This window comes from Thermaerobacillus caldiproteolyticus, assembly GCF_015326725.1.
Taxonomy (GTDB): Bacteria; Bacillota; Bacilli; order Bacillales; family Anoxybacillaceae; genus Thermaerobacillus; species Thermaerobacillus caldiproteolyticus.
The window spans coordinates 2993122-3017483 of record NZ_CP064060.1 but is presented as its reverse complement, the minus strand read 5'-3'; the positions used below and the strand labels follow the sequence as shown (position 1 = coordinate 3017483).

Here is a 24362-nt window from a genome sequence, read left to right as displayed (position 1 = left end):
GAGGGAGGCCCCTCAACATTATTTTTATAACCATCCAGAAATCAACGTCGAAATGGATTCTTTTCCTCGTTGCCATATCGTACGGTGCCGCCAAAAATCGAGAGTAAGTCGCTCTGAGCGAGCAAGGTCTTGCTGAATGGCGTTTTTTACTTGCTGTACAAACTTCTGATCATAAATATAACAATGAATTTCACTGTTTAAGAAAAAGCTTCGTTTATCAAAATTGGCGGTCCCAATATCGCAGCATTCTCCGTCAATGACCATTATTTTAGCGTGATAAAATCCTTGATAAAACTGATAAATATGCGCTCCCTCTTTTAACAAGCGGTAAAAGTACGGAAAAGCCGCTTCTTTTACAAAAGGATGATCTGCTTTCAGCGGTACGAGAATGGTGACACTCACCCCACGTTGTAATGCCTCAAGCAATGCTTTCATGACGTCATGGCCCGGAATAAAGTAAGGAGTGCCAATTATAATTTCTTGTTTTGCTTGGTGAATGAAACGAATAAATTTTTGCTCTAATGAATGACCGTTCGTAGCGATGAGTTGATGGGAAATTGCTCCTTTCGGAAGGGTTGGAAAATATTTCTTACCCTTAATCTGTTCTTTCGTTGCTTCTTTCCAATCGTGACAAAATTGGGCTTGTAAGTCATTGACTCCTTCGCCGGTCATTTTTAAATGGTAGTCTCGCCATTCTCCGAAGTCGGGGTCTTGGTCAATATATTCTTTGCCAATATTAAATCCACCGATATATCCAATTCGTCCATCAATCACTGTAATTTTTCGATGATTACGTCGGTTTAATTTGTAAAGGAAAAAAGGAAACGTCGGTTTATGAGCATAAGCAAATTGAATTCCGCTTTCTTCAAGAGAACGAATCATTTTCTTTGGCAATTCAAAGCCTCCGACCCAATCGACGAGAAGGCGTACTTCAACTCCTTCCTGCACCTTTTGTTTTAATAGGTCGAAAAATTGTTGACTAATCTCATCTGTTTTTACGATATAAAACAACACATGTATATGGTGGTTTGCTTCACGAATCGTTTGAAAGTAATCAGAAAATAAGTGGGGTCCGCTCATAAAAAAAGAAAAATCGCTGTGACGTCGCGGGTATTTTGTTTGCATTCTTTTCGATTGATACATTTTTTCTCCGAGCTTTTCATCAAGCATGATGAGCGCTAGTATAATAATAACAAGAAGCAAAACAACCATTTCGTTTCCTCCTGTTTTTTTCGTTACTTATTAATGTACCCTTGTTGCAAAAAAATAGCAGGATAACTTGTAAAAAACATTATTGACTGAATGCTCATTCATTATGTAAAATAAACGCAAGGTATAATTCTGAAAATTTAATCTCTTGAAAATATTTTTGCTAGGGATTCGTCAACAAAGGGGAAAGGGGAGTTGGATCTTGAGTGCGTTGTTAGTGATTAATTTTCTTGCTTTTTTACTTGTAACCGCTTACGCTATTTACTTGTTTGCTTACTTGGTAAAAACGCGTATTGCCTATATTAAACTAGGCAAAAAAGTCGAGTTTGATGAAAAGGTAAAAGAACGTTTTCACAAAATTTGGGTCAATGTATTTGGTCAGAAAAAGCTGTTAAAAGACAAAAAAAGCGGGATTATTCACGTCGTCTTTTTCTATGGATTTATTCTTGTGCAATTTGGAGCGATTGACTTTATTATAAAAGGTCTCGTTCCAGATGCCCATCTCCCGTTAGGTTTTCTTTATCCGGGGTTTACGTTTTTCCAGGAGATTGTCACATTGCTCATTTTAATCGCGGTATTTTGGGCGTTTTATCGCCGCTATATTGAAAAGCTTGTCCGTTTAAAACGCGATTTCAAAGCGGGATTAGTGCTCATTTTTATCGGCGGGCTCATGCTTTCCGTTTTATTCGGAAACGGAATGAGCATAATTTGGCACGGTGAGGAAGCGGCATGGAGCGAGCCTGTCGCGTCACTGGTCGCCAGTACTTTTCAATGGGTTGGTGAAACAGGAGCAGCGGTTCTTTTCTATGTCGCATGGTGGGTTCATTTGTTCATTTTGCTTACGTTCTTAGTGTACGTGCCGCAATCGAAGCACGCTCACTTAATTGCCGGGCCTGTCAACGTCTTTTTCAGCCGTTTGTCTAAACCAAAGCTTGAAAAAATTGATTTTGAAGATGAGACACAAGAATCATTTGGTGTTGGCAAAATTGAAGACTTCAAACAAACACAGCTTATCGATCTATACGCTTGCGTAGAGTGCGGTCGATGTACAAACATGTGCCCGGCTACCGGGACAGGAAAAATGCTCTCTCCGATGGATTTAATTTTAAAATTACGCGATCATTTAACAGAAAAAGGAGCGGCTGTTACGTCAAAAGCGCCTTGGGTGCCGACGTTTGCATTTAAACATACACGAGGAAACCAGTTGGCGTTTGCGGCACAAGGGGTGCAAGAACAAGCGGCGACATTAGAAATGCCAAGCTTGATAGGCGATGTCATTACCGAAGAAGAAATTTGGGCGTGTACGACATGCCGCAACTGTGAAGATCAATGTCCGGTTATGAACGAGCATGTCGATAAGATTATCGATCTTCGTCGCTATCTTGTGTTGACAGAGGGAAAAATGAACCCGGATGCGCAGCGGGCGATGACGAATATCGAACGTCAAGGCAACCCGTGGGGACTCAACCGAAAAGAGAAAGAAAACTGGCGCCAGTTGCGCGAAGATGTGCATATTCCAACAGTGAAAGAAATGCAAAAAGCTAACGAGGAATTTGAATATTTGTTCTGGGTTGGCTCAATGGGTTCCTTTGACAACCGCAGTCAAAAAATTGCCTTAGCGTTTGCAAGATTGTTAAATGAAGCGGGCGTGAAATTTGCAATTTTAGGGAATAAAGAGAAAAACTCTGGTGATACGCCGCGCCGTTTAGGAAACGAGTTTTTATTCCAAGAATTAGTATCTAATAACATTGCTGAATTTGAAAAAGCGGGCGTGAAAAAAATCGTCACGATTGACCCGCATGCCTATAACACATTTAAAAACGAATACCCTGACTTTGGTTTTGAAGCGGAAGTATATCATCATACGGAACTGTTAGCGAAGCTGATGGAAGAAGGTCGGCTAGTTCCAAAATATGAAGTCAATGAAATCGTAACCTTCCATGATTCCTGTTATCTCGGTCGTTACAACGAAGTGTATGAGCAGCCGCGCAACATTTTACGTGCCATTCCGGGAATCAAGCTTGTCGAAATGGAGCGCAACCGCGAAACAGGAATGTGCTGTGGAGCCGGCGGCGGTTTAATGTGGATGGAAGAAACGACAGGGAATCGTATTAACGTTGCCCGTACCGAGCAAGCACTTGCGGTCAATCCAACCGTCATTAGTTCCGGTTGCCCATATTGTTTAACGATGTTAACAGACGGAACAAAAGCAAAAGAAGTTGAAGACAAAGTTGCTACTTACGATATTGCTGAGTTGTTAGAAAAGGCGGTATTCGGTGAGCAAAACGAGATCGCTTCATAAAAAATAAATAGATAATTCTCATTTTTTAAAATAGTTAGTATAATAGGTTGAGAAGGTGTGCCAATTTGTGCTCCTTCTCCTGACCGTCAGCATCGAGCGAGCGTTCAGTCTGCATTTTTTTGTAATCGCTTTCTCTGTCAGCTGACTGTGTTCACACATATAAGCAAAGGGGAGAGAGGACTATGGGAAAAACGGTCATTTTAAGTGGGGTTCGTACACCGTTTGGGAAATTCGGTGGCTCGCTTAGTTCGCTTACAGCCGCGCAATTAGGAGGCATTGCCATAAAAGAGGCATTGAAACGTGCGAACGTAAGCGGCGAACAAGTCGATCAAGTGATTTTAGGAACGGTGCTTCAAGGTGGGCAAGGCCAACTTCCGTCCCGTCAAGCGGCGCGCTATGCCGATATTCCGTGGGAAGTAAGAACAGAGACGATTAATAAAGTATGCGCATCAGGCATGCGCAGCGTGACGCTTGGCGACCAAATTATCCGCGCTGGCGATGGGGAAGTCATTGTCGCTGGGGGAATGGAGTCGATGAGCAATGCCCCGTACGTATTACCGAAGGCGCGTTGGGGGTTCCGCATGGGCGATTCCACCGTGAAAGACTTAATGGTGCATGACGGGCTTACGTGCAGTTTTACCGGTGTTCATATGGGGATTTATGGAAGTGAAACAGCGAAAGAATTAGAGATTTCTCGAGAAGAGCAAGATGCGTGGGCGTATCGTAGCCATCAGCGCGCGATTGCCGCGATCGAAGCTGGGTTATTAGCGGAAGAAATTGTGACAGTCGAAATTCCGCAGCGCAAGGGTGCCCCGCTTCTTATTGAACACGATGAAGCTCCGCGCAGAGATACATCGCTTGATAAGTTAGCGAAATTGGCTCCTGTGTTTGACCCAACTGGCACAATTACAGCCGGAAACGCTCCTGGGGTAAACGACGGAGCAGCCGCGCTTGTCTTAATGAGCGAAGAGAGGGCGGAACGTGAAGGAAGAAAGCCGCTTGCTACCATTCTTGCGCATACCTCCATTGCTGTTGAAGCGAAAGATTTCCCGAAAACGCCAGGACTTGTTATTAACGAATTGCTTCGAAAAACGGGGAAAACAGTGGATGATATTGCTTTGTTTGAAATCAATGAAGCATTCTCTGCCGTTGCGCTTGCTAGCATCAAAATCGCCGGGCTTGATCCGGAGAAAGTGAATGTGAACGGCGGCGCGGTTGCGCTAGGTCATCCGATTGGCGCGAGCGGTGCGCGCATTATCGTTACGCTCATTCATGAATTAAAACGTCGCGGCGGCGGAATTGGTATCGCAGCGATTTGCAGCGGCGGCGGCCAGGGCGATGCGATTATGGTGCAAGTCGATTAATGAGTCCATACGTATAAGCGCTGTTGCTCTTCAAGACAGCAGCGCATTCCATTTTCGAAAAAGATTTGGCGATAGGAGATGAAATGATGGATATAAAAACAATCATGGTTGTCGGTGCAGGACAAATGGGGTCAGGAATTGCACAAGTATGTGCCATGGCGGGATATAATGTCATTTTGCATGATCTCACACAGGATCATATCAATCGTGGATTTGCAACGATAACGAGAAATGTAACCCGTCAAGTCGAAAAAGGAAAAATGACGGAAGAAGAAAAAGAACAAGTGTTAGGGCGGCTTACCACTTCTTTAGATTTACAAAACGCAAGCGAAGTGGATTTAGTCATTGAAGCAGTTGTTGAAAATATGGAGGTCAAAACAAAACTTTTCGCGCAACTAGACGAATTTGCTCCTCCGCATACCATTTTAGCAACGAACACCTCCTCGCTTCCGATTACGGAGATTGCCGCAGCAACGAAACGACCGGAAAAAGTGATCGGCATGCATTTTATGAACCCCGTTCCGGTCATGAAACTTGTGGAAATTATTCGCGGCTTAGCGACAGCCGATGATGTGTATGAAACGATTGAACATATTACACGAAAATTGAACAAAGTGCCGGTAGAAGTGAACGATTTTCCGGGTTTTGTATCCAACCGAATTTTAATGCCGATGATCAATGAGGCGATTTACGCACTATACGAAGGAGTAGCTACGAAAGAAGCGATTGACGCAGTGATGAAGCTGGGGATGAATCACCCGATGGGGCCGCTGACGCTTGCTGATTTTATCGGTTTAGATACATGCCTATACATTATGGAAACATTGCATGAAGGATTTGGTGATGATAAATACCGTCCATGCCCATTGTTAAGAAAATATGTGAAAGCTGGTTGGCTCGGTCGCAAAACAGGAAGGGGATTTTACACGTACGAGTAATCGGCTAACATTCAGCAAAGAGGGTGGATGTACATGAACTTACATTTTACTGAAGAACAAGAAATGATGCGAAAAATGGTCAAAGAATTCGCACAAAGCGAAATCGCCCCATTTGTCGAGCGAATGGAACAAGGGGAGTTTCCGCGCGACATTTTACGTAAAATGGCTGAGCTTGGTTTAATGGGGATTACGATTCCAGAAGAATACGGCGGAGCCGGGATGGACTTTATTTCTTATATCATTGCGATTCACGAAATCTCGAAAGTGAGTGCAACGGTCGGCGTCATTTTATCGGTGCATACATCCGTCGGTACTAACCCGATTCTTTATTTCGGAACAGAGGAACAAAAGAAAAAGTATGTACCGAAATTAGCAAGCGGCGAGTATTTAGGAGCGTTTTGTCTAACAGAACCGAGCGCTGGCTCAGATGCGAAAAGTTTAAAAACGAAAGCGATTCGCCAAGGTGACTACTATATGTTAAACGGCTCAAAAGTGTTTATCACCAACGGCGGCGAGGCGGATACGTATATCGTGTTTGCACGTACGAATCCGAATGAAGAGGGGAGCCGCGGCATTTCCGCATTCATTGTCGAAAAAGATACACCGGGCTTTATTGTCGGCAAAGATGAGAAGAAAATGGGGCTACACGGGTCAAGAACGGTACAAATTTTGTTTGAAGATGCAAAAGTGCCAGCTGAAAATTTGTTAGGCGAAGAAGGACAGGGGTTTAAAATCGCGATGGCGAATCTCGACGCTGGACGCATCGGCATCGCTGCTCAGTCGCTTGGCATCGCTGAGGCAGCGCTAGAATATGCGGCCGCTTATGCGAAAGAGCGCATTCAATTCGGAAAGCCGATTGCTGAACAGCAAGGCGTTGCGTTTAAGCTTGCCGATATGGCTACAGCGGTAGAAGCAGCCAGACTGCTTGTCTATCGAGCCGCATTTTTACGTGCGACTGGGCTTCCTTGCGGCAAAGAAGCATCGATGGCGAAATTATTCGCGTCAAGAACGGCGATGGAAGCAGCCATTGAAGCGGTGCAAATTTTCGGCGGTAACGGATATACGAAAGATTATCCGGTAGAGCGGCTGTTCCGCGATGCGAAAATTTGCGAAATTTACGAAGGAACAAGCGAAATTCAACGCATTGTCATTAGCAAGCAATTATAAAAACGATCGGGGGATGGGGACATGAACTTTCAATTAACCGAAGAACATGAAATGATCCGAAAGATGGTTCGCGAATTTGCTAAAAATGAGGTAGCTCCAACCGCAGCGGAGCGCGATGAAGAGGAGCGGTTTGACCGCGAAATTTTTAATAAAATGGCTGAGCTCGGCTTAACAGGGATTCCGTGGCCGGAAGAATACGGCGGTATCGGCAGCGATTATTTAGCGTATGTCATTGCTGTTGAAGAGCTATCAAAAGTTTGTGCCTCCACAGGTGTCACGTTATCGGCACACATTTCTCTGGCAAGCTGGCCAATCTATAAATTCGGAACGGAGGAACAAAAGCAAAAATATTTGCGCGCCCTTGCTACAGGAGAAAAACTTGGTGCTTATGGTCTTTCGGAGCCGGGTGCAGGTTCGGACGTCTCTTCGATGAAAACAAGAGCGGTATTGGACGGAGACTACTACGTACTGAACGGTTCTAAAGTATGGATTACAAACGGCGGTGAAGCGGAAATTTACGTTGTTTTCGCCGTCACAGATCCGGAGAAAAGACATAAAGGTATTAGTGCGTTCATCATCGAGAAAGGTACGCCGGGCTTTTCCATCGGTAAAAAAGAGAAAAAATTAGGCATTCGTTCTTCACCGACAACGGAACTAATTTTTGAAGATTGCCGCATTCCGAAAGAAAACCTTCTCGGCCAAGAAGGAGAAGGATTTAAAATTGCGATGATGACATTAGATGGCGGACGGAATGGCATTGCCGCACAAGCGGTCGGTATCGCTCAAGGGGCGCTCGATGCGGCGGTTGAATATGCGAAGGGGCGGATTCAATTTGGAAAGCCGATTGCCGAACAACAAGGGATTGCCTTTAAATTAGCGGATATGGCTACCGCGATTGAAGCAGCGCGTCTATTAACCTATCAAGCAGCATGGTTGGAGACGAATGGACTTCCATATGGAAAAGCTTCAGCGATGGCCAAATTATTCGCAGGCGATACTGCGATGAAAGTTACAGTCGATGCTGTCCAAATTTTTGGGGGATACGGCTACACGAAAGACTATCCGGTTGAGCGGTTTATGCGCGATGCAAAAATTACGCAAATTTACGAAGGAACCCAAGAAATCCAACGGCTTGTCATTTCACGAATGCTTACAAAGTAAACGGCAGGCTATTCTTGTAGGTGATAAACATGAAAAAGCGCGAAGTGTTAGCATCAGTGAAAGATGAGCGGCTTGTGAAAAAAAGACGCAATCAAATGATTAAAGGTGCAATTTCTCTTTTTAAGCAAAAAGGGTTTCATCGTACGACGACAAGGGAGATCGCGAAGGCATCCGGTTTTAGCATTGGAACGCTTTACGAGTATATTCGCCAAAAAGAAGACGTGCTGTATTTAGTATGCGACCGTATTTACGACGAAGTACACGAACGAATGGAAAAAGACATTGGTACTCATCACGGTACGATCGAAAGTTTCAAATTGGCGATTGCCCGCTATTTCAAAGTCATCGATGACTTGCAAGATGAAGTGCTTGTCATGTATCAAGAAGCAAAGTCGCTCAGCAAAGAATCGTTGCCGTATGTGCTAAACAAAGAAATGCAAATGGTTGCGATGTTTGAAAAAATTTTACAAACATGTGTGAACAATGGAGTATTTCAGCTAACAGAGCAAGAAATTCAGCTGTTTGCTCACAACATTTTTGTCTTAGGACAAATGTGGGCGTTTCGGCGTTGGGCGTTGCAGAAAATGTACACGCTCGAAGAATACATTGAATTACAGACAGATTTATTATTAAGGGGAATTATGGAGAAGCGGTCATAACGAAAAAAAGGGGGAGAGAGAATGGTTCACATTTACCGTCCGAAACATCATGTTCGCTTTGTGACAGCTTCGAGTTTGTTTGATGGCCATGATGCATCGATTAATATTATGCGCCGCATTTTGCAAGCAAGCGGTGCTGAAGTGATTCATTTAGGTCATAATCGTTCGGCCGAAGAAATTGTTAACGCTGCTATTCAAGAAGATGTGCAAGGAATCGCTATTTCTTCTTATCAAGGAGGGCACGTTGAATTTTTTAAATACATGTATGACCTCTTGCAGAAATATGGTGCTTCCCACATCCGCATTTATGGCGGCGGCGGCGGTGTCATTATTCCTAGGGAAATAAAAGAATTGCACGAATATGGAATCGCTCGCATTTTTTCACCGGAAGACGGTCGCGTTCTCGGCTTGCAAGGAATGATTAATGTCATGATGGAAGAATGCGATTTTCCGACCGTCAAAGAAATTACCGATGAGCTTGAACGTCTTCCAGACGGGGATAATCAAGCGATTGCTCGCTTGATTACCCTTTGTGAAAATCGCATTGGCGTTTCCAAAGAAGCAGCCGCTACCGCCGAGAATGTCCTTGAGAAAGTAAAAGCGCTCACAAAACCGGTTCCGGTCGTTGGCATTACTGGTACGGGAGGAGCTGGAAAAAGCTCGTTAACAGACGAATTAGTCCGTCGCTTCCTCAACGAAATTCCGGAAAAGAAAGTAGCGATACTATCCGTTGATCCAACGAAGCAAAAAACAGGTGGTGCGCTGTTAGGCGATCGCATTCGCATGAACTCGATTAACTCTCCGCGTGTTTATATGCGCAGCTTGGCGACGAGAAATTCGCGTTCGGAGTTGTCGCTTGCCATCAAAGACGCGATTAATGTTGTCAAGGCGTCCGGATTTGACTTAGTCATCATAGAGACGAGCGGAATCGGTCAAGGGGATGCAGCCATTGCAGAAGTGTGTGACATTTCCATGTATGTCATGACAAGTGAGTTCGGTGCGCCGACGCAGCTTGAAAAAATCGATATGATTGACTATGCCGACCTCATTGTCATTAACAAATTTGAGCGCAAAGGCTCGGAAGATGCGAAACGTCAAGTGCAAAAACAATACCAACGAAGCCATCAGCTATTCGATAAAGATTTATCGGAAATGCCGGTGTACGGCACAATTGCGAGCCAATTTAACGATCCGGGAACGAATACGCTATTTGTTGCTCTGATTGATTTGATTAATAAAAAATCGGGGACAAATTGGACGACTACTCTTGAGAAAGTTACCGATGTCCAAAAGCACAATGTCATTATTCCAAATGAACGACGTTACTATTTACGTGAAATTACCGAAACGGTTCGCAACTATCATAAAAACGTAGAGCGGCAAGTCGAAATCGCTCGCCGCTTGTTTCAAGTAGAGGGAGCCATCGAGGCAGTAAAAGAGCGCGAACAAAACGAAGAAGTGCTAGCATCTCTCGAAGCATTGAAACAGCACTATGAACAACAGCTAACCCCGGAATCAAAACGGATTCTTGCTTCATGGGAAGACGTGAAAGCTAAATATGCAGCTAAACAATTTGTCACCAAGATTCGCGGTAAAGAAATTGTGACCGAATTAACGACAAAAAGCTTGGCTGGATTAGAGATTCCAAAGGTGGCGCTGCCGAAGTTTAAAGACTATGGCGAAATTTTACGGTGGGTCTATAAAGAAAACGTACCGGGTTCATTCCCTTATACCGCTGGAGTTTTTCCATTTAAGCGACAAGGCGAAGATCCAAAACGACAATTCGCAGGGGAAGGAACGCCGGAGCGAACGAATCGCCGCTTCCACTATTTATGTAAAGATGACCCAGCTAAACGGCTTAGCACAGCTTTTGACTCGGTAACCTTATATGGTGAAGATCCTGATTATCGTCCGGATATTTTCGGAAAAATCGGCGAGAGCGGCGTCAGTGTTTGTACGTTAGACGACATGAAAAAGCTTTATAAAGGATTTGATTTATGCCATCCATCCACATCTGTTTCTATGACGATTAATGGCCCAGCGCCTATTATTTTAGCAATGTTTATGAATACAGCGATCGATCAGCAAGTCGAAAAACGCGAAGAGGAACTAGGCCGCCCGCTAACAGAAGCGGAATACGAAGAAGTGAAAACCTTTACATTACAAGCGGTTCGCGGTACGGTACAAGCGGATATTTTAAAAGAAGACCAAGGACAAAATACGTGCATCTTCTCTACGGAATTCGCGTTAAAGATGATGGGGGACATTCAAGAATACTTCATTAAACATAACGTACGCAACTATTATTCTGTCTCCATCTCCGGCTACCATATTGCTGAAGCAGGAGCAAATCCAATTACCCAACTTGCCTTTACATTAGCAAACGGCTTTACGTATGTCGAATATTATTTAAGCCGCGGCATGAAGATTGATGAATTTGCACCAAATCTTTCATTCTTCTTCAGCAACGGATTGGATCCGGAATATTCTGTCATCGGTCGAGTCGCCCGTCGCATTTGGGCTGTTGTCATGCGCGAAAAATATGGGGCGAACGAACGAAGCCAAAAATTAAAATACCATATTCAAACATCCGGCCGTTCGCTGCACGCTCAAGAAATTGACTTTAACGATATTCGCACAACGTTACAAGCTCTCATGGCAATTCATGATAACTGCAACTCATTACACACGAATGCCTATGATGAAGCGATCACGACACCGACCGAAGAGTCGGTCCGTCGTGCGATGGCAATTCAATTAATCATTACAAAAGAGCACGGTTTAACGAAAAATGAAAATCCATTGCAAGGCTCATTTATTGTTGAAGAGCTCACCGACTTAGTAGAGGAAGCAGTATTAAAAGAATTTGAACGCCTCAATGACCGCGGCGGCGTGCTAGGCGCGATGGAAATGCAATATCAGCGCGGCAAAATCCAAGACGAATCGATGTACTATGAAATGAAAAAACATAGCGGAGAGCTTCCGATTATTGGAGTGAACACATATTTAAACCCAAATCCTCCGTCCGAAGAAGAATTAAACAATATTCAGCTTGCGCGAGCTTCCTATGAAGAAAAAGAATTGCAAATTACCAACTTACGAAAATTCCAAGAACGAAATAAAGATAAAGTCGAGGAAGCATTACAGCGGTTAAAACACACAGCCATAAGCGGCGGAAATATTTTCGAAGAATTAATGGAAACAGTTAAAGTGGCGAGTCTCGGACAAATCACGCGCGCTTTATACGAAGTCGGCGGCCAATATCGCCGCAACATGTAATGATACATGGGAAATCGATTGTCGATTTCCCTTTTTCACTGGAAAAATAGCAATTTTTTAAGTAAGGAACTAGCATAAACGAAGGGAAATTGTTTATAATGAATGGTATGTATTCTAATCGCATTCATAATATTGTACCGGTAACGAAAAGTTTATTACATAGAAAGGGAGTGCCAAATTTGAGTTTGCAGCAATACTCTCCAGAAGAATTACGAGAAATGTCACTTGTCGAACTTGCTTATTTAGTGATGACAGAAAAAAAGGAAGCATTGCCATTTCAACAGATTGTTCAAGAAATTGCTGCGCTAATACACTTATCTGAAGACGAAGTAAGAGAGCGCATCGCGCAATTTTATACAGATTTAAATATTGACGGCCGGTTTATTTGTATCGGAGAAAATCGTTGGGGTCTACGTTCCTGGTATCCATATGATCAAATTGAAGAAGAAACAGTACCAACCATCAAACCGAAGAAGAAGAAGAAAGTATTGGATGAGTTTGAGGATTACGATGAAATCATAGATGACGAAGACCTTGATTACGATGATCTCGATGACTATGAAGATGAAGGAGATGTCGATCTTGACGACGATCTTCTTGACGATGATGAATTCGATCTGGATGAAGCGGATACATTTGACGATGAGCTTCTCGACGAAGATGAATTTGATTTAGCAGACGAAGAGTTAGACGAAGATCTTGACATTGACGAGCCAGAAGAAGAGGAAGAATGATTCCCCTTGACTTTATAGACCAGACTATGTAGAATCTTATTTGGGCTCTTTAAAAATTGATGATTTAAAAATTATATCGCTCCCTTACTAGTGAATGTAAGAGGAGCGTTTTTTATTTTTGCATTTTGTACACACTTTAAGTGTTACATATATTTCGGCAAGGGGGAACTTGAAATGACAAAATATATTTTTGTAACCGGCGGTGTTGTTTCATCGTTAGGAAAAGGAATCACAGCGGCATCATTAGGACGTTTGTTAAAAAATCGCGGGCTCAATGTGACGATTCAAAAGTTTGACCCATATATTAACGTCGACCCGGGAACGATGAGTCCATATCAGCATGGAGAAGTGTTTGTCACTGACGATGGGGCGGAAACCGACCTTGATTTAGGCCATTATGAGCGTTTTATCGATATTAATCTAAATAAATATAGCAACGTGACTACGGGAAAAATTTATTCTACTGTTTTGAAAAAAGAGCGCCGCGGCGACTATTTAGGCGGTACGGTACAAGTCATTCCTCACATTACAAATGAAATTAAAGAGCGTGTTTTTCGCGCTGGTCGTGAAACTAATGCTGATGTTGTTATCACTGAAATCGGTGGTACAGTCGGTGATATTGAGTCGCTGCCGTTTTTAGAAGCAATCCGTCAAATTAAAAGCGATATTGGCCGTGAAAATGTCATGTACATTCATTGTACTCTCGTTCCATATATTAAAGCGGCTGGAGAAATGAAAACAAAACCGACACAACATAGCGTCAAAGAACTTCGCAGCCTCGGCATTCAACCAAACGTCATCGTTGTTCGCACGGAAATGCCGATGTCTCAAGATATGAAAGATAAAATCGCTTTGTTCTGTGACATTGACCCGAAAGCCGTTATTGAAGCGCGTGATGCAGATACGTTATACGCGGTTCCGTTAATGCTTCAGGAGCAAAAATTAGATCAAATTGTTTGTGAGCATTTAAAATTAAACTGTAAAGAAGCGGATATGTCAGAATGGAAAGCACTCGTCGAAAAAGTGCGCAATCTTTCTAACAAAACAAAAATCGCTCTTGTTGGTAAATATGTTGAGCTGCAAGATGCGTACATTTCGGTTGTTGAGGCGCTTCGTCATGCAGGGTATGTCTTTGATACGGACGTAGAAATTAAATGGGTGAATTCTGAGCATGTGAACCGTGAAAATGTAGAAGAGCTATTAAAGGACGTTGACGGCATTCTTGTTCCTGGCGGCTTTGGCGATCGTGGCATTGAAGGGAAAATTGAAGCGATTCGCTATGCCCGTGAAAAGAAGGTTCCTTTCCTTGGAATTTGTTTGGGGATGCAGCTCGCTTCTGTTGAGTTTGCCCGCCATGTCGTCGGATTAGAGGGCGCTCATTCGGCAGAAATTAATCCGAACACACCGCACCCAATCATTGATTTATTGCCGGAACAAAAAGACGTTGAAGATTTAGGCGGAACGCTTCGTTTAGGGCTATATCCTTGCAAATTGTTAGAAGGAACGCTCGCGTATGAAGCGTATCAAGACGAAGTTATTTATGAACGTCATCGCCATCGTTACGAATTTAACAACCAATATCGCCAGGTCATGGAACAACACGGTTTTGTCTTTTCTGGTACAAGTCCAGACGGCCGTTTAGTCGAAATCATTGAGCTAAAAGACCATCCGTGGTTTGTCGCGGCGCAATTCCATCCAGAATTTACGTCGCGTCCAACAAGACCGCAGCCGTTGTTCCGCGAATTTGTCAAAGCGTCGTTAAAACAATAATTTGTGTACAACAGGGCTATCTTCGCAAAAAGATAGTCCTGTTGTTTGTATTTTTATATCTCTTCATATTCTTCCAGAATTTCACTAATAGTAAAAAACAGACAATAGTAAGCGAATAAAGCGGTAATGACAGCAGGAAATCCGAAGCGTGTTCCGTCGTCTTTTGGAATAAGCGGTTTTATGAGTTTGCTGTCAATATGTACATCAGCCACATCCGCAAGCGATGCCCCTTCGTCATGCACTACTGCTGATATCGCTACTATTTGGCTGCCTTTCTCTTTTACGTGTGTAGCTACTTCGATGGCTTTTTCATCGTTTGAAAAGCGCGTAATAAGCAAAATGCAATCTGTCTCATCTATATCGTCACGAATGCGCCCATGTTGCATTAAACGTTCCACTTTTGGCAGTTTTTCTTGCCCTTTTGTTGCTTCCACAACAACTGCTTCCATTTCTTCGAATCCGTGAAGCAAAATGCGCCCTTCCCCGATGATTGCTTGGGCCAGCAACCGCGCTCCATCTTCGATTGACATCTCTTCTTTCTCAGCGATTTTTTGCAAATAACCTGTTAACTGCGTTACAAAGATTTTCAAGATTGTACTCCCCTTTCTTCTATTTAGTAAAGTATACTTTATTACCCGTGGTGCTAGATAAAATCAAACAAGCATAAAAAATAGCTCTTGCCTGGCGAATCTCCTGTAGAATGAAAGTGCGACCTACCATTCGAAAGGAGAATCCCCATGCAAGAGCACTTTCATTTTACTACAGATCGTGTCAAACTTCAAAAACAATATGCATCGATTTTGCTTTTTGTATCGGCTCAACTATCGAGTATCCAGATTCCTCTTCAACGTCGAAATCGTCATTTGTTGAAACAGAAAGACGAAGTCATCATCACCATCCATGTCCTTGGAAAGTTGTTGGGCTTCACTTCCGAACGGGCTTGGCATCGGTTTGTGATTGGGAATTTGTTTCCCAAGGACTTGTTCCCTGAGCGTTCTCGGTACAACCGTCGCTGCCGAGCGCTTAGCTTTGCGATCAAGTGGATTCGGCACCAGCTGGCCAAGCGTGGGCAACACCATGCGTATGCGGTCGTGGACAGCTTGCCGATCGAGCTGTGTCATTCAGCTCGAATGCATCGCGTCAAACGATTCCGTGGAATTGCCGATATTGGCTATTGTGCTTCCAAAAGGATCACTTTCTATGGGTGGAAACTTCACCTGCAGGTCACCGACCAAGGGCTTCCGATGGGATATGTTGTCACCGAAGCGTCTTGTCACGACCGGGTGGCCGCTGAAACCGTCATGACGCAAATTCCACATCCGTATAACCTCGGTGACAAAGGGTATATCAGCCAAAAGCTGCAAAAGAAGCTGTACGAAGAGCACCGAGTCGCTTTTTGGACGCCCGTTCGAAAAAATCAGCGAATTCGCCAATCGGACGCATGGAAACAGTGGATGAAGCGAAAACGTAAAGTGGTGGAAACCGTGTTTTCGATTTTAGTCGATTCGTATCGGATCACCGAGATTCGAGCGAACTCGGTTTCTGGATTTGAAACGGCACTGGATGGTATTTTACTGACTTACTCGCTTGTTGTTCTTGGGCTAGTTGAGCGTTAAGACTCAACTAGCACCACGGGTTACTTTATTATATGATAAAACAGCCGCTGCACGGTAATTTGTCATTAATCGAGCAAAAAGCAGCAGGAAAATAGTAGACAAATGTGAAACTAATACATTTGACGAAAACAAAGAATTGAGGTGCGAAGGGATGAGTAATAAAATTTTAATTGTCGACGATCAATACGGGATTCGAATTTTGTTAAACGAAGTGTTTCAAAAGGAAGGATATGAAACTTTTCAAGCTGCTAACGGAGTACAGGCATTGGAGATTGTTCGGAAGCATCATCCAGACTTAGTATTACTTGATATGAAAATTCCTGGTATGGATGGAATTGAAATATTGAAGCGCATTAAAGAGATTGATCAAGATATCAAAGTCATTATTATGACCGCTTACGGTGAACTTGACATGATTCAAGAAACGAAAGAATTGGGCGCGATTATGCATTTTGCCAAGCCGTTTGATATTGATGAGGTGCGTGAAGCAGTAAAAAAACATTTATCGGTATAAGAATGATCCCGTGTTCGTCAACTTTTTGCATGATTCGTCAAATTTCATAATTTTGTATGATTCGTCAAGCTTCATAATGTTGCTGTTTTTTTTGGAAGTTGGTATGCTTATAACGTAAGTAGAATTGCGCCTTTCATACATATATGAAACAACAAACGGCGATGCTACGCATAGCATCAGATTTTTTCAGAAAGGCGAAGCTAGAAAAGGAGGACATTACAATGCCTTTAGTATCAATGAAAGAAATGCTCAACAAAGCATTGGCGGAAAAATATGCCGTCGGTCAATTTAACATTAACAACCTTGAATGGACACAGGCGATTTTAGCCGCGGCACAAGAAGAACAATCTCCAGTCATTCTTGGTGTGTCTGAGGGAGCAGCTCGTTACATGGGCGGCTTTAAAACGGTTGTGAACATGGTAAAAGGCTTAATCGAAGATATGAACATTACCGTTCCGGTCGCAATCCATCTTGACCATGGTTCCAGCTTTGAAAAATGTAAAGCAGCGATTGATGCTGGTTTTACCTCTGTCATGATTGATGCTTCCCATCATCCGTTTGAAGAAAACGTTCAGATTACGTCTCAAGTCGTCGAGTATGCCCATGCGCGCGGCGTGTCCGTTGAAGCGGAGTTAGGTACCGTCGGCGGTCAAGAAGACGATGTAGTCGCAGATGGAATTATTTATGCTGATCCGAAAGAATGCGAGGAGCTTGTCAAACGGACAGGTATCGACTGTTTAGCTCCTGCATTAGGCTCTGTTCACGGTCCTTATAAAGGAGAGCCAAAATTAGGATTTAAAGAAATGGAAATCATCCGCGATTTAACGCGTGTACCACTCGTTTTACATGGTGGAACAGGTATTCCAACGGAACAAATTCAGCGTGCAATTTCTTTAGGTACGTCGAAAATTAACGTTAATACTGAAAACCAAATAGCGTTTACTAAAGTTGTTCGAGAAGTATTAGCCAAAGACGAGAAAGTGTACGACCCACGCAAAATCATTGGTCCTGGCCGTGACGCGATCAAAGAAACGGTCATCGGTAAAATGCGTGAGTTTGGTTCTTCAGGAAAAGCGAGCGAATAACGTTCGCATAAGTAAGGAAAACCGCATAACGGAAACAACGGGCCGTTGTCAAGTTAGCGCGTTTTCCTTTTTCTTAAACAAAAAGACCAGGGGGACTTTCATCATGAAATTTTTTATTGATACGGCGAATCTAGAAGAAATAAAAAAAGCGAATGAATTAGGAGTTTTAGCCGGGGTCACGACGAACCCAAGCCTTGTGGCGAAAGAAAACGTTTCGTTTCATGATCGCCTCCGTGAGATTACCAAAATTGTATCCGGTTCCGTAAGCGCTGAGGTGATTTCGACGGAAGCGGAAGGAATGATTCAAGAAGGGGAAGAGCTTGCGAAAATCGCCCCAAACATCACGATTAAAGTTCCGATGACACCAGAGGGGCTAAAAGCGGTTAAAGTGTTTAGTGAGAAAGGGATTAAAACGAATGTTACGTTGATTTTCACAGCCAACCAAGCACTTTTAGCAGCTCGTGCCGGAGCAACGTATGTTTCCCCGTTTCTTGGTCGTTTAGACGATATCGGTCATAACGGTCTTGAACTCATTTCCACGATCGCTACTATTTTTGATGTTCACGGAATCGATACAGAGATTATCGCTGCCTCCATCCGTCATCCGCTCCATGTGACGGAAGCGGCTTTAAGAGGTGCGCATATTGCGACTGTTCCGTACAAAGTATTAATGCAATTATTCCAACATCCGTTAACGGATCAAGGCATTGAGAAGTTTCTGGCAGACTGGAACAAACGATAAAAAAGCGGATTTTTGTCTAAAATGTAAAGTAAAGTGAATCGGTGAGTAGCGAACTGTTTCCTTGTACACTTGCACAAATAGCAGTCATCTTCGCTAGAAGGGAGACCATAATGGAAAAACTGAAAATTATCGGTGGCGATCCTTTACAAGGAACGGTGAAAATCAGCGGAGCAAAAAATAGCGCCGTAGCTTTAATCCCTGCCACGATTCTTGCCCAATCACCGGTCACCATCGAAGGATTGCCAGATATCTCGGATGTTCGGATTTTAGGACAGTTGATTGAAGAAATTGGCGGAACATTTCATTTTGATGGAAAACAGGCAACCATTGATCCGACAAATATGGTATCCATGCCTCTCCCGAACGGAAAGGTGAAAAAATTACGTGCTTCGTACTACTTAATGGGAGCCATGTTAGGTCGTTTCAAAAAGGCCGTCATCGGCTTGCCTGGCGGATGTCATTTGGGGCCTCGACCGATCGACCAGCATATTAAAGGTTTTGAAGCATTAGGAGCCAAAGTGACAAACGAGCAGGGAGCAATTTATTTGCGCGCCGACGAATTGCGCGGTGCTCGCATTTACTTAGACGTTGTGAGCGTCGGGGCAACGATTAACATTATGTTAGCTGCCGTTTGTGCAAAAGGGCGCACCATTATTGAAAATGCGGCAAAAGAGCCGGAAATTATTGATGTTGCCACCTTGCTGTCCAATATGGGAGCAAAAATTAAAGGTGCGGGGACGGATGTCATCCGCATTGATGGAGTAGAAACATTGTCTGGCTGCCGTCACTCCATTATTCCCGACCGTATCGAAGCCGGTACGTTTATGATTGCAGGTGCAGCGATGGGGAAAGAAGTGATTATTGATAATGTCATTCCACAACATGTCGAATCGCTCACAGCAAAACTGCGAGAAATGGGCGTGCATGTGGAAACAAGCGATGATCAAATTTTAGTCATGGGTCATTCTCATTTGAAAGCGGTAGATGTGAAAACGCTCGTGTATCCCGGTTTTCCAACCGACTTGCAACAACCGTTTACGGCTTTGTTAACGAAAGCAGAAGGGACGAGCATGGTGACCGATACAATTTATAGCGCTCGCTTTAAGCATATTGATGAGCTGCGAAGAATGAACGCCAATATTAAAGTAGAAGGGCGTTCTGCGATTGTGACAGGTCCTGTGCAATTGCAAGGAGCAAAAGTGAAAGCAAGCGATTTGCGGGCTGGGGCTGCTCTTGTCATTGCCGGGTTGATGGCAGAAGGTCTTACAGAGATTACAGGATTAGAACATATTGATCGAGGTTATAGCCATCTTGTCGAAAAGTTAACAGGATTAGGCGCAACCATTTGGCGGGAAAAAATGACGGATGAGGAGATTGAGCAAGTACAAAATTCATAGGCAACGAAGGGGAGAGGGAGAAATTACGATGGAAAGAAGCTTATCAATGGAGCTTGTTCGTGTGACAGAAGCGGCCGCCCTTGCCGCGGCCCGTTGGATGGGACGCGGCAAAAAGAACGAGGCGGACGAAGCCGCCACATCGGCGATGCGCGATGTATTTGATACGATTCCAATGAAAGGAACAGTTGTCATTGGCGAAGGCGAAATGGATGAAGCGCCAATGTTATATATTGGTGAAAAACTCGGTAACGGTTATGGGCCGCGCGTGGATGTAGCCGTTGATCCGCTGGAAGGCACCAATATTGTCGCTTCCGGCGGATGGAACGCCTTAGCGGTTGTTGCTGTAGCGGATCATGGCAATCTGCTTCATGCTCCCGATATGTACATGGATAAAATAGCCGTTGGCCCAGAAGCGGTGGGCATGATTGATATTAACGCCCCGATTATTGACAACTTGAAAGCGGTTGCCAAAGCGAAAAATAAAGATATTGAAGACGTTGTGGCGATTGTGTTAAACCGTCCGCGTCATGAGCGGATTATTGCGGAATTACGTGAAGCCGGCGCGCGCATTAAGCTCATCAATGACGGTGATGTCGCCGCAGCCATTAATACGGCGTTTGACCATACAGGCGTGGATATTTTATTCGGTTCTGGTGGGGCGCCAGAAGGAGTTTTAGCAGCCGTTGCCCTTAAATGTCTAGGCGGTGAAATTCAAGGGAAGCTGCTTCCGCAAAACGATGCAGAGCTTGAACGATGCAAAAAAATGGGGATTGATGTCAATAAAATACTACGTATGGAAGACTTGGTAAAAGGGGATGATGCGATTTTTGCTGCGACGGGAGTAACAGACGGGGAATTATTACGCGGAGTCCAGTTTAAAGGCTCTTACGGAGAAACCCATTCCGTCGTCATGCGAGCAAAATCTGGAACGGTCCGCTTTATTGATGGACGCCATAGCTTAAAGAAAAAGCCAAATTTAGTTATTAAATAAAGGACTCATTAGCGAGGCGCGAGATCTCGGAACATCGCTCTCGCTCATTTTTTTACATGAATGAAAAAAATATTGATTAAAAAATAGAAAAAAGGGTAAAATAGTCATGCTGCGTGTGCATAAAAATAAGCTCTGCTATTCTGCTTCTTTTTTTAAACCTTCATCATCTTCTTTTCATCCCATCCATATTCATTTCATTACTCAATTCGAAGCGTACATGGGAGAGGAAATGAAAAATTGTAAAAGCGTGGTGTTGAAATGGACTTAACAATTTCAGTATTAGAAAATATGAAACTGAAAGAGCTGTATGAACTAGCTCGCCAATATAAAATTTCTTATTACAGTAAACTAACAAAAAAAGAGCTTATTTTTGCAATTTTAAAAGCGCGAGCAGAACAAGATGGATTATTTTTCATGGAAGGCGTTCTCGAAATCATTCAATCGGAAGGATTTGGATTTTTACGCCCAATCAACTATTCACCAAGTTCTGAAGACATTTATATTTCTGCGTCACAGATTCGTCGTTTTGATTTGCGGAATGGCGATAAAGTGTCCGGAAAAGTACGCCCCCCAAAAGAAAATGAACGTTATTTTGGATTGCTTCATGTCGAAGCTGTTAATGGAGAAGATCCAGAAATTGCAAAAGAGCGCGTTCATTTCCCAGCACTTACGCCGCTGTACCCAAATCGTCAAATGAAATTAGAAACAACGCCTGACAAGCTATCGACAAGAATTATCGATTTAATTGCTCCTGTCGGCTTCGGTCAGCGCGGGTTAATTGTTGCACCACCAAAAGCAGGGAAAACGATGTTATTAAAAGAAATTGCTAATAGTATTACAACCAACCATCCTGAAGTGGAATTGATTGTTCTTCTTATTGACGAGCGTCCTGAGGAAGTGACCGACATCGAACGTTCCGTTGCCGGTGATGTGGTGAGCTCCACGTTCGATGAAGTTCCAGAAAATCATATTAAAGTGGCAGAGCTTGTATTAGAGAGAGCGATGCGCCTTGTTGAACATAAGCGCGATGTTGTTATTTTAATGGACAGCATTACCCGTCTTGCGCGCGCTTATAACTTAGTCATTCCGCCAAGTGGTCGCACGCTTTCCGGGGGGATTGACCCAGCTGCATTCCATCGTCCGAAGCGATTTTTCGGAGCTGCGCGCAACATCGAAGAAGGTGGCAGCTTAACCATTTTGGCAACGGCACTTGTCGATACAGGATCGCGCATGGATGATGTCATTTATGAGGAATTTAAAGGAACGGGCAACATGGAGCTGCATCTTGACCGTTCATTAGCGGAACGCCGCATTTTCCCTGCGATCGACATCCGTCGTTCTGGTACGCGTAAAGAGGAATTACTTATTCCGAAAGAACATCTTGAAAAGCTATGGGCGATTCGAAAAACGATGTCCGATACGCCTGATTTTGTTGAACGCTTTTTAAATAAACTTCGTCAAACGAAAACGAACGCAGAATTTTTTGAGCTGCTTGATGAAGAATGGAAAGAAGTGAATTCACTAGGGGCAAAACGACTTTCGTAAAAAGGGGAAAAACGGAAAGAATAAGCAGTTGCAAAACACCTCAGCCCTTGGTATAATTTTGTCATGTGTGTTTTGACAAACGGTGAGAAATGACTCACAACTCATATATAAACTCTGTTTCGAAATGATTCAGGGCGGAAGGAGATGAAAGATAATGAAAGCAGGAATTCATCCAGAGTACAAAAAAGTCATCGTAAAATGCGCTTGCGGAAACGAATTCGAAAGCGGTTCTGTGAAAGATGAAGTGCGCGTAGAGATTTGCTCTGAATGCCATCCATTCTATACAGGACGTCAAAAATTCGCTTCTGCTGCAGGACGTATCGATAAATTCAACAAAAAATACGGCCTTAAATAAGAAAAGCGGAGCCGATGCGATTCATTCGCGCGTACGCTTACAATTACGTCCGTTGATAAACACGAAAAACAGGCAGGCGTCTGATCACTTGCCTGTTTTTTTCATGAACATGAATGAAACAATAATGACAAAGGTACATACATGGGATAGAAGAGAACGAAGGGAGAGGCCGTTTTATGTATGTAATGAAACAATCAGGCTGGCTCGAAGTCATTTGTGGCAGCATGTTTTCAGGAAAATCGGAAGAGTTAATTCGTCGTGTTCGTCGCGCTACGTTTGCTAAGCAAGAGGTAAAGGTCTTTAAGCCAGAGATCGATAACCGCTATAGCGAAGAAGCCGTTGTATCGCATAATGGCACATCGATTATCGCCATCCCTGTTGCGTCAGCTAGTGAAATTTTCGAACACATTTCTGAAAAAACTGATGTCATCGCCATTGACGAAGTCCAGTTCTTTACAGAGGAGATTGTTGAAGTGGTCCAAACGTTAGCGGATCGAGGATATCGTGTCATTGTAGCTGGGTTGGATCAAGATTTTCGCGGTGAACCGTTTGGGCCTGTACCGACATTAATGGCGCTTGCAGAATCGGTTACGAAGCTGCAAGCAGTTTGTACAGTATGTGGTTCTCCAGCAAGCCGCACACAGCGATTAATTAACGGCTCTCCTGCTTCTTACCATGATCCTGTGATTTTAGTGGGAGCGAGCGAATCGTATGAACCGCGTTGCCGTCACCATCACGAAGTGCCTGATAAACCGACCGGGCGTATACATCGCAATGTGAATAATCATCTGACACGATAAGCGGCGAATCCTTCCATCTATATTTTTTAAATTACTGGAAAAGCTAACAGCAGGGAGGCGACAAGTAATGAAAAGCTTACTGCTGTTACTTTTAGGAATTTTACTTTCGGCCTGTACGATGAACCCAAATGACTCACAATATCACCAGCAAAGCGAAGATAAAAATGGAACAAGACTCATTACACATGATCGAGCGCAAAAAGATTACGATCGTTACTTATATAACAATTTTGATGATCCGGAGAAAACGAATCAAAACCCAAATTTTATCAGCTTAACGGAAGGCAGCGAAAATAATCAAGCGGATGTTCGTAAAGCGGTTCAGGTAATTGAAAAATATACAAATTATGAGCCCAGTTCTGTTTGGATAAATGGCAATGATATGTGGGTGAGTGTTCAAGCTCCTGACTCTGTTTCAACACGACAAAGAGAAAAAGATCGAACCCGACTATATGAACTGCTCACAAAAGCGATCCCTACTTATGATATTCATGTCAATATAAAGTAATACGTGCGCCCTTTTTATAGGGTGCTTTTTATTTATGAGTAAAATGTTTTTAAACAAAAAATAGCTGTCAAATCCATACGGAAGGAAAGAACCATGTTTACAGAAAGGGCCTAGAAGCCATTTTATTCAGTTATTATACGAATTGCTTTGTTTTTGTCTTTGTCTGTTTGTGTAAAAAGGAATTTTCAATTTGTCTATGGAATAAAGATATCAACGTGAATATATT

At 43.4% G+C, this 24362-nt stretch carries 21 protein-coding genes; 19 read left to right on the top strand and 2 right to left on the bottom strand.

Annotated elements, in window-relative coordinates:
- Positions 1–24: 24 nt before the first annotated feature.
- Positions 25–1212, bottom strand: a complete 1188-nt coding sequence (gene cls, locus ISX45_RS15105; protein ID WP_194519343.1) for a cardiolipin synthase — start codon at positions 1210–1212, stop codon at positions 25–27.
- Between the two features lie 199 nt (positions 1213–1411).
- Here cls and ISX45_RS15100 point away from each other — a divergent pair, with 199 nt between their 5' ends.
- The 9 genes from ISX45_RS15100 to ISX45_RS15060 all read left to right on the top strand — a co-directional run bounded on the left by ISX45_RS15100 (position 1412) and on the right by ISX45_RS15060 (position 14583).
- Entirely contained in the window at positions 1412–3511 is a 2100-nt protein-coding gene (locus ISX45_RS15100) for a (Fe-S)-binding protein (protein ID WP_194519342.1), read from the top strand.
- A gap of 182 nt (positions 3512–3693) precedes the next feature.
- Positions 3694–4875 carry an acetyl-CoA C-acetyltransferase gene (locus tag ISX45_RS15095; protein ID WP_181555357.1) on the top strand — a complete coding sequence of 394 codons (1182 nt, stop codon included), beginning with the start codon at positions 3694–3696 and terminating at the stop codon, positions 4873–4875.
- 86 nt (positions 4876–4961) lie between these two features.
- Positions 4962–5813, top strand: coding sequence for a 3-hydroxybutyryl-CoA dehydrogenase (locus ISX45_RS15090; RefSeq protein WP_194520729.1), 852 nt, complete (start codon positions 4962–4964; stop codon positions 5811–5813).
- A 33-nt stretch (positions 5814–5846) separates the two neighbouring features.
- The gene (locus tag ISX45_RS15085) at positions 5847–6980 is read left to right on the top strand and encodes an acyl-CoA dehydrogenase (protein ID WP_181555359.1); all 1134 of its coding nucleotides are present in this window, start codon (positions 5847–5849) and stop codon (positions 6978–6980) included.
- Between the two features lie 21 nt (positions 6981–7001).
- The gene (locus ISX45_RS15080) at positions 7002–8141 is read left to right on the top strand and encodes an acyl-CoA dehydrogenase (protein ID WP_181555360.1); all 1140 of its coding nucleotides are present in this window, start codon (positions 7002–7004) and stop codon (positions 8139–8141) included.
- Positions 8142–8170: 29 nt separating this feature from the next.
- Positions 8171–8800 (top strand): TetR/AcrR family transcriptional regulator, encoded by a 630-nt coding sequence (locus ISX45_RS15075; RefSeq protein WP_181555361.1) that lies wholly within the window; start codon positions 8171–8173, stop codon positions 8798–8800.
- A 21-nt stretch (positions 8801–8821) separates the two neighbouring features.
- Positions 8822–12079: a fused isobutyryl-CoA mutase/GTPase IcmF gene (icmF, locus tag ISX45_RS15070; RefSeq protein ID WP_181555362.1), complete on the top strand. Its 3258-nt coding sequence runs from the start codon at positions 8822–8824 to the stop codon at positions 12077–12079.
- Between the two features lie 179 nt (positions 12080–12258).
- The gene (rpoE, locus tag ISX45_RS15065) at positions 12259–12813 is read left to right on the top strand and encodes a DNA-directed RNA polymerase subunit delta (protein WP_194519341.1); all 555 of its coding nucleotides are present in this window, start codon (positions 12259–12261) and stop codon (positions 12811–12813) included.
- A 174-nt stretch (positions 12814–12987) separates the two neighbouring features.
- Entirely contained in the window at positions 12988–14583 is a 1596-nt protein-coding gene (locus ISX45_RS15060; RefSeq protein ID WP_181555363.1) for a CTP synthase, read from the top strand.
- A 53-nt stretch (positions 14584–14636) separates the two neighbouring features.
- Here ISX45_RS15060 and ISX45_RS15055 read toward each other — a convergent pair whose 3' ends face one another.
- Positions 14637–15173, bottom strand: coding sequence for a DUF2529 domain-containing protein (locus ISX45_RS15055; RefSeq protein WP_181555364.1), 537 nt, complete (start codon positions 15171–15173; stop codon positions 14637–14639).
- 147 nt (positions 15174–15320) lie between these two features.
- Here ISX45_RS15055 and ISX45_RS15050 point away from each other — a divergent pair, with 147 nt between their 5' ends.
- From ISX45_RS15050 to ISX45_RS15005, 10 genes are all read left to right on the top strand, one after another.
- The gene (locus tag ISX45_RS15050) at positions 15321–16199 is read left to right on the top strand and encodes an IS982 family transposase (protein WP_194519340.1); all 879 of its coding nucleotides are present in this window, start codon (positions 15321–15323) and stop codon (positions 16197–16199) included.
- Between the two features lie 151 nt (positions 16200–16350).
- Positions 16351–16713 carry a response regulator gene (locus ISX45_RS15045; RefSeq protein WP_181555365.1) on the top strand — a complete coding sequence of 121 codons (363 nt, stop codon included), beginning with the start codon at positions 16351–16353 and terminating at the stop codon, positions 16711–16713.
- Between the two features lie 221 nt (positions 16714–16934).
- Positions 16935–17798 carry a class II fructose-bisphosphate aldolase gene (locus tag ISX45_RS15040; RefSeq protein ID WP_181555366.1) on the top strand — a complete coding sequence of 288 codons (864 nt, stop codon included), beginning with the start codon at positions 16935–16937 and terminating at the stop codon, positions 17796–17798.
- Positions 17799–17901: 103 nt separating this feature from the next.
- Positions 17902–18540 (top strand): fructose-6-phosphate aldolase, encoded by a 639-nt coding sequence (gene fsa / locus ISX45_RS15035; RefSeq protein WP_181555367.1) that lies wholly within the window; start codon positions 17902–17904, stop codon positions 18538–18540.
- Positions 18541–18650: 110 nt separating this feature from the next.
- Positions 18651–19937 (top strand): UDP-N-acetylglucosamine 1-carboxyvinyltransferase, encoded by a 1287-nt coding sequence (locus ISX45_RS15030; RefSeq protein ID WP_181555368.1) that lies wholly within the window; start codon positions 18651–18653, stop codon positions 19935–19937.
- A gap of 28 nt (positions 19938–19965) precedes the next feature.
- Positions 19966–20928 carry a class II fructose-bisphosphatase gene (gene glpX, locus ISX45_RS15025; RefSeq protein ID WP_181555369.1) on the top strand — a complete coding sequence of 321 codons (963 nt, stop codon included), beginning with the start codon at positions 19966–19968 and terminating at the stop codon, positions 20926–20928.
- Positions 20929–21186: 258 nt separating this feature from the next.
- The gene (gene rho, locus ISX45_RS15020; RefSeq protein ID WP_181555370.1) at positions 21187–22473 is read left to right on the top strand and encodes a transcription termination factor Rho; all 1287 of its coding nucleotides are present in this window, start codon (positions 21187–21189) and stop codon (positions 22471–22473) included.
- Positions 22474–22627: 154 nt separating this feature from the next.
- A complete protein-coding gene (gene rpmE, locus ISX45_RS15015) occupies positions 22628–22828 on the top strand; it encodes a 50S ribosomal protein L31 (RefSeq protein WP_181555371.1) in 201 nt (66 codons plus the stop codon).
- A gap of 176 nt (positions 22829–23004) precedes the next feature.
- Positions 23005–23628, top strand: a complete 624-nt coding sequence (locus tag ISX45_RS15010; RefSeq protein ID WP_181555372.1) for a thymidine kinase — start codon at positions 23005–23007, stop codon at positions 23626–23628.
- Positions 23629–23695: 67 nt separating this feature from the next.
- Positions 23696–24136 (top strand): hypothetical protein, encoded by a 441-nt coding sequence (locus tag ISX45_RS15005; protein WP_181555373.1) that lies wholly within the window; start codon positions 23696–23698, stop codon positions 24134–24136.
- The last annotated feature ends 226 nt before the right edge of the window (positions 24137–24362 follow it).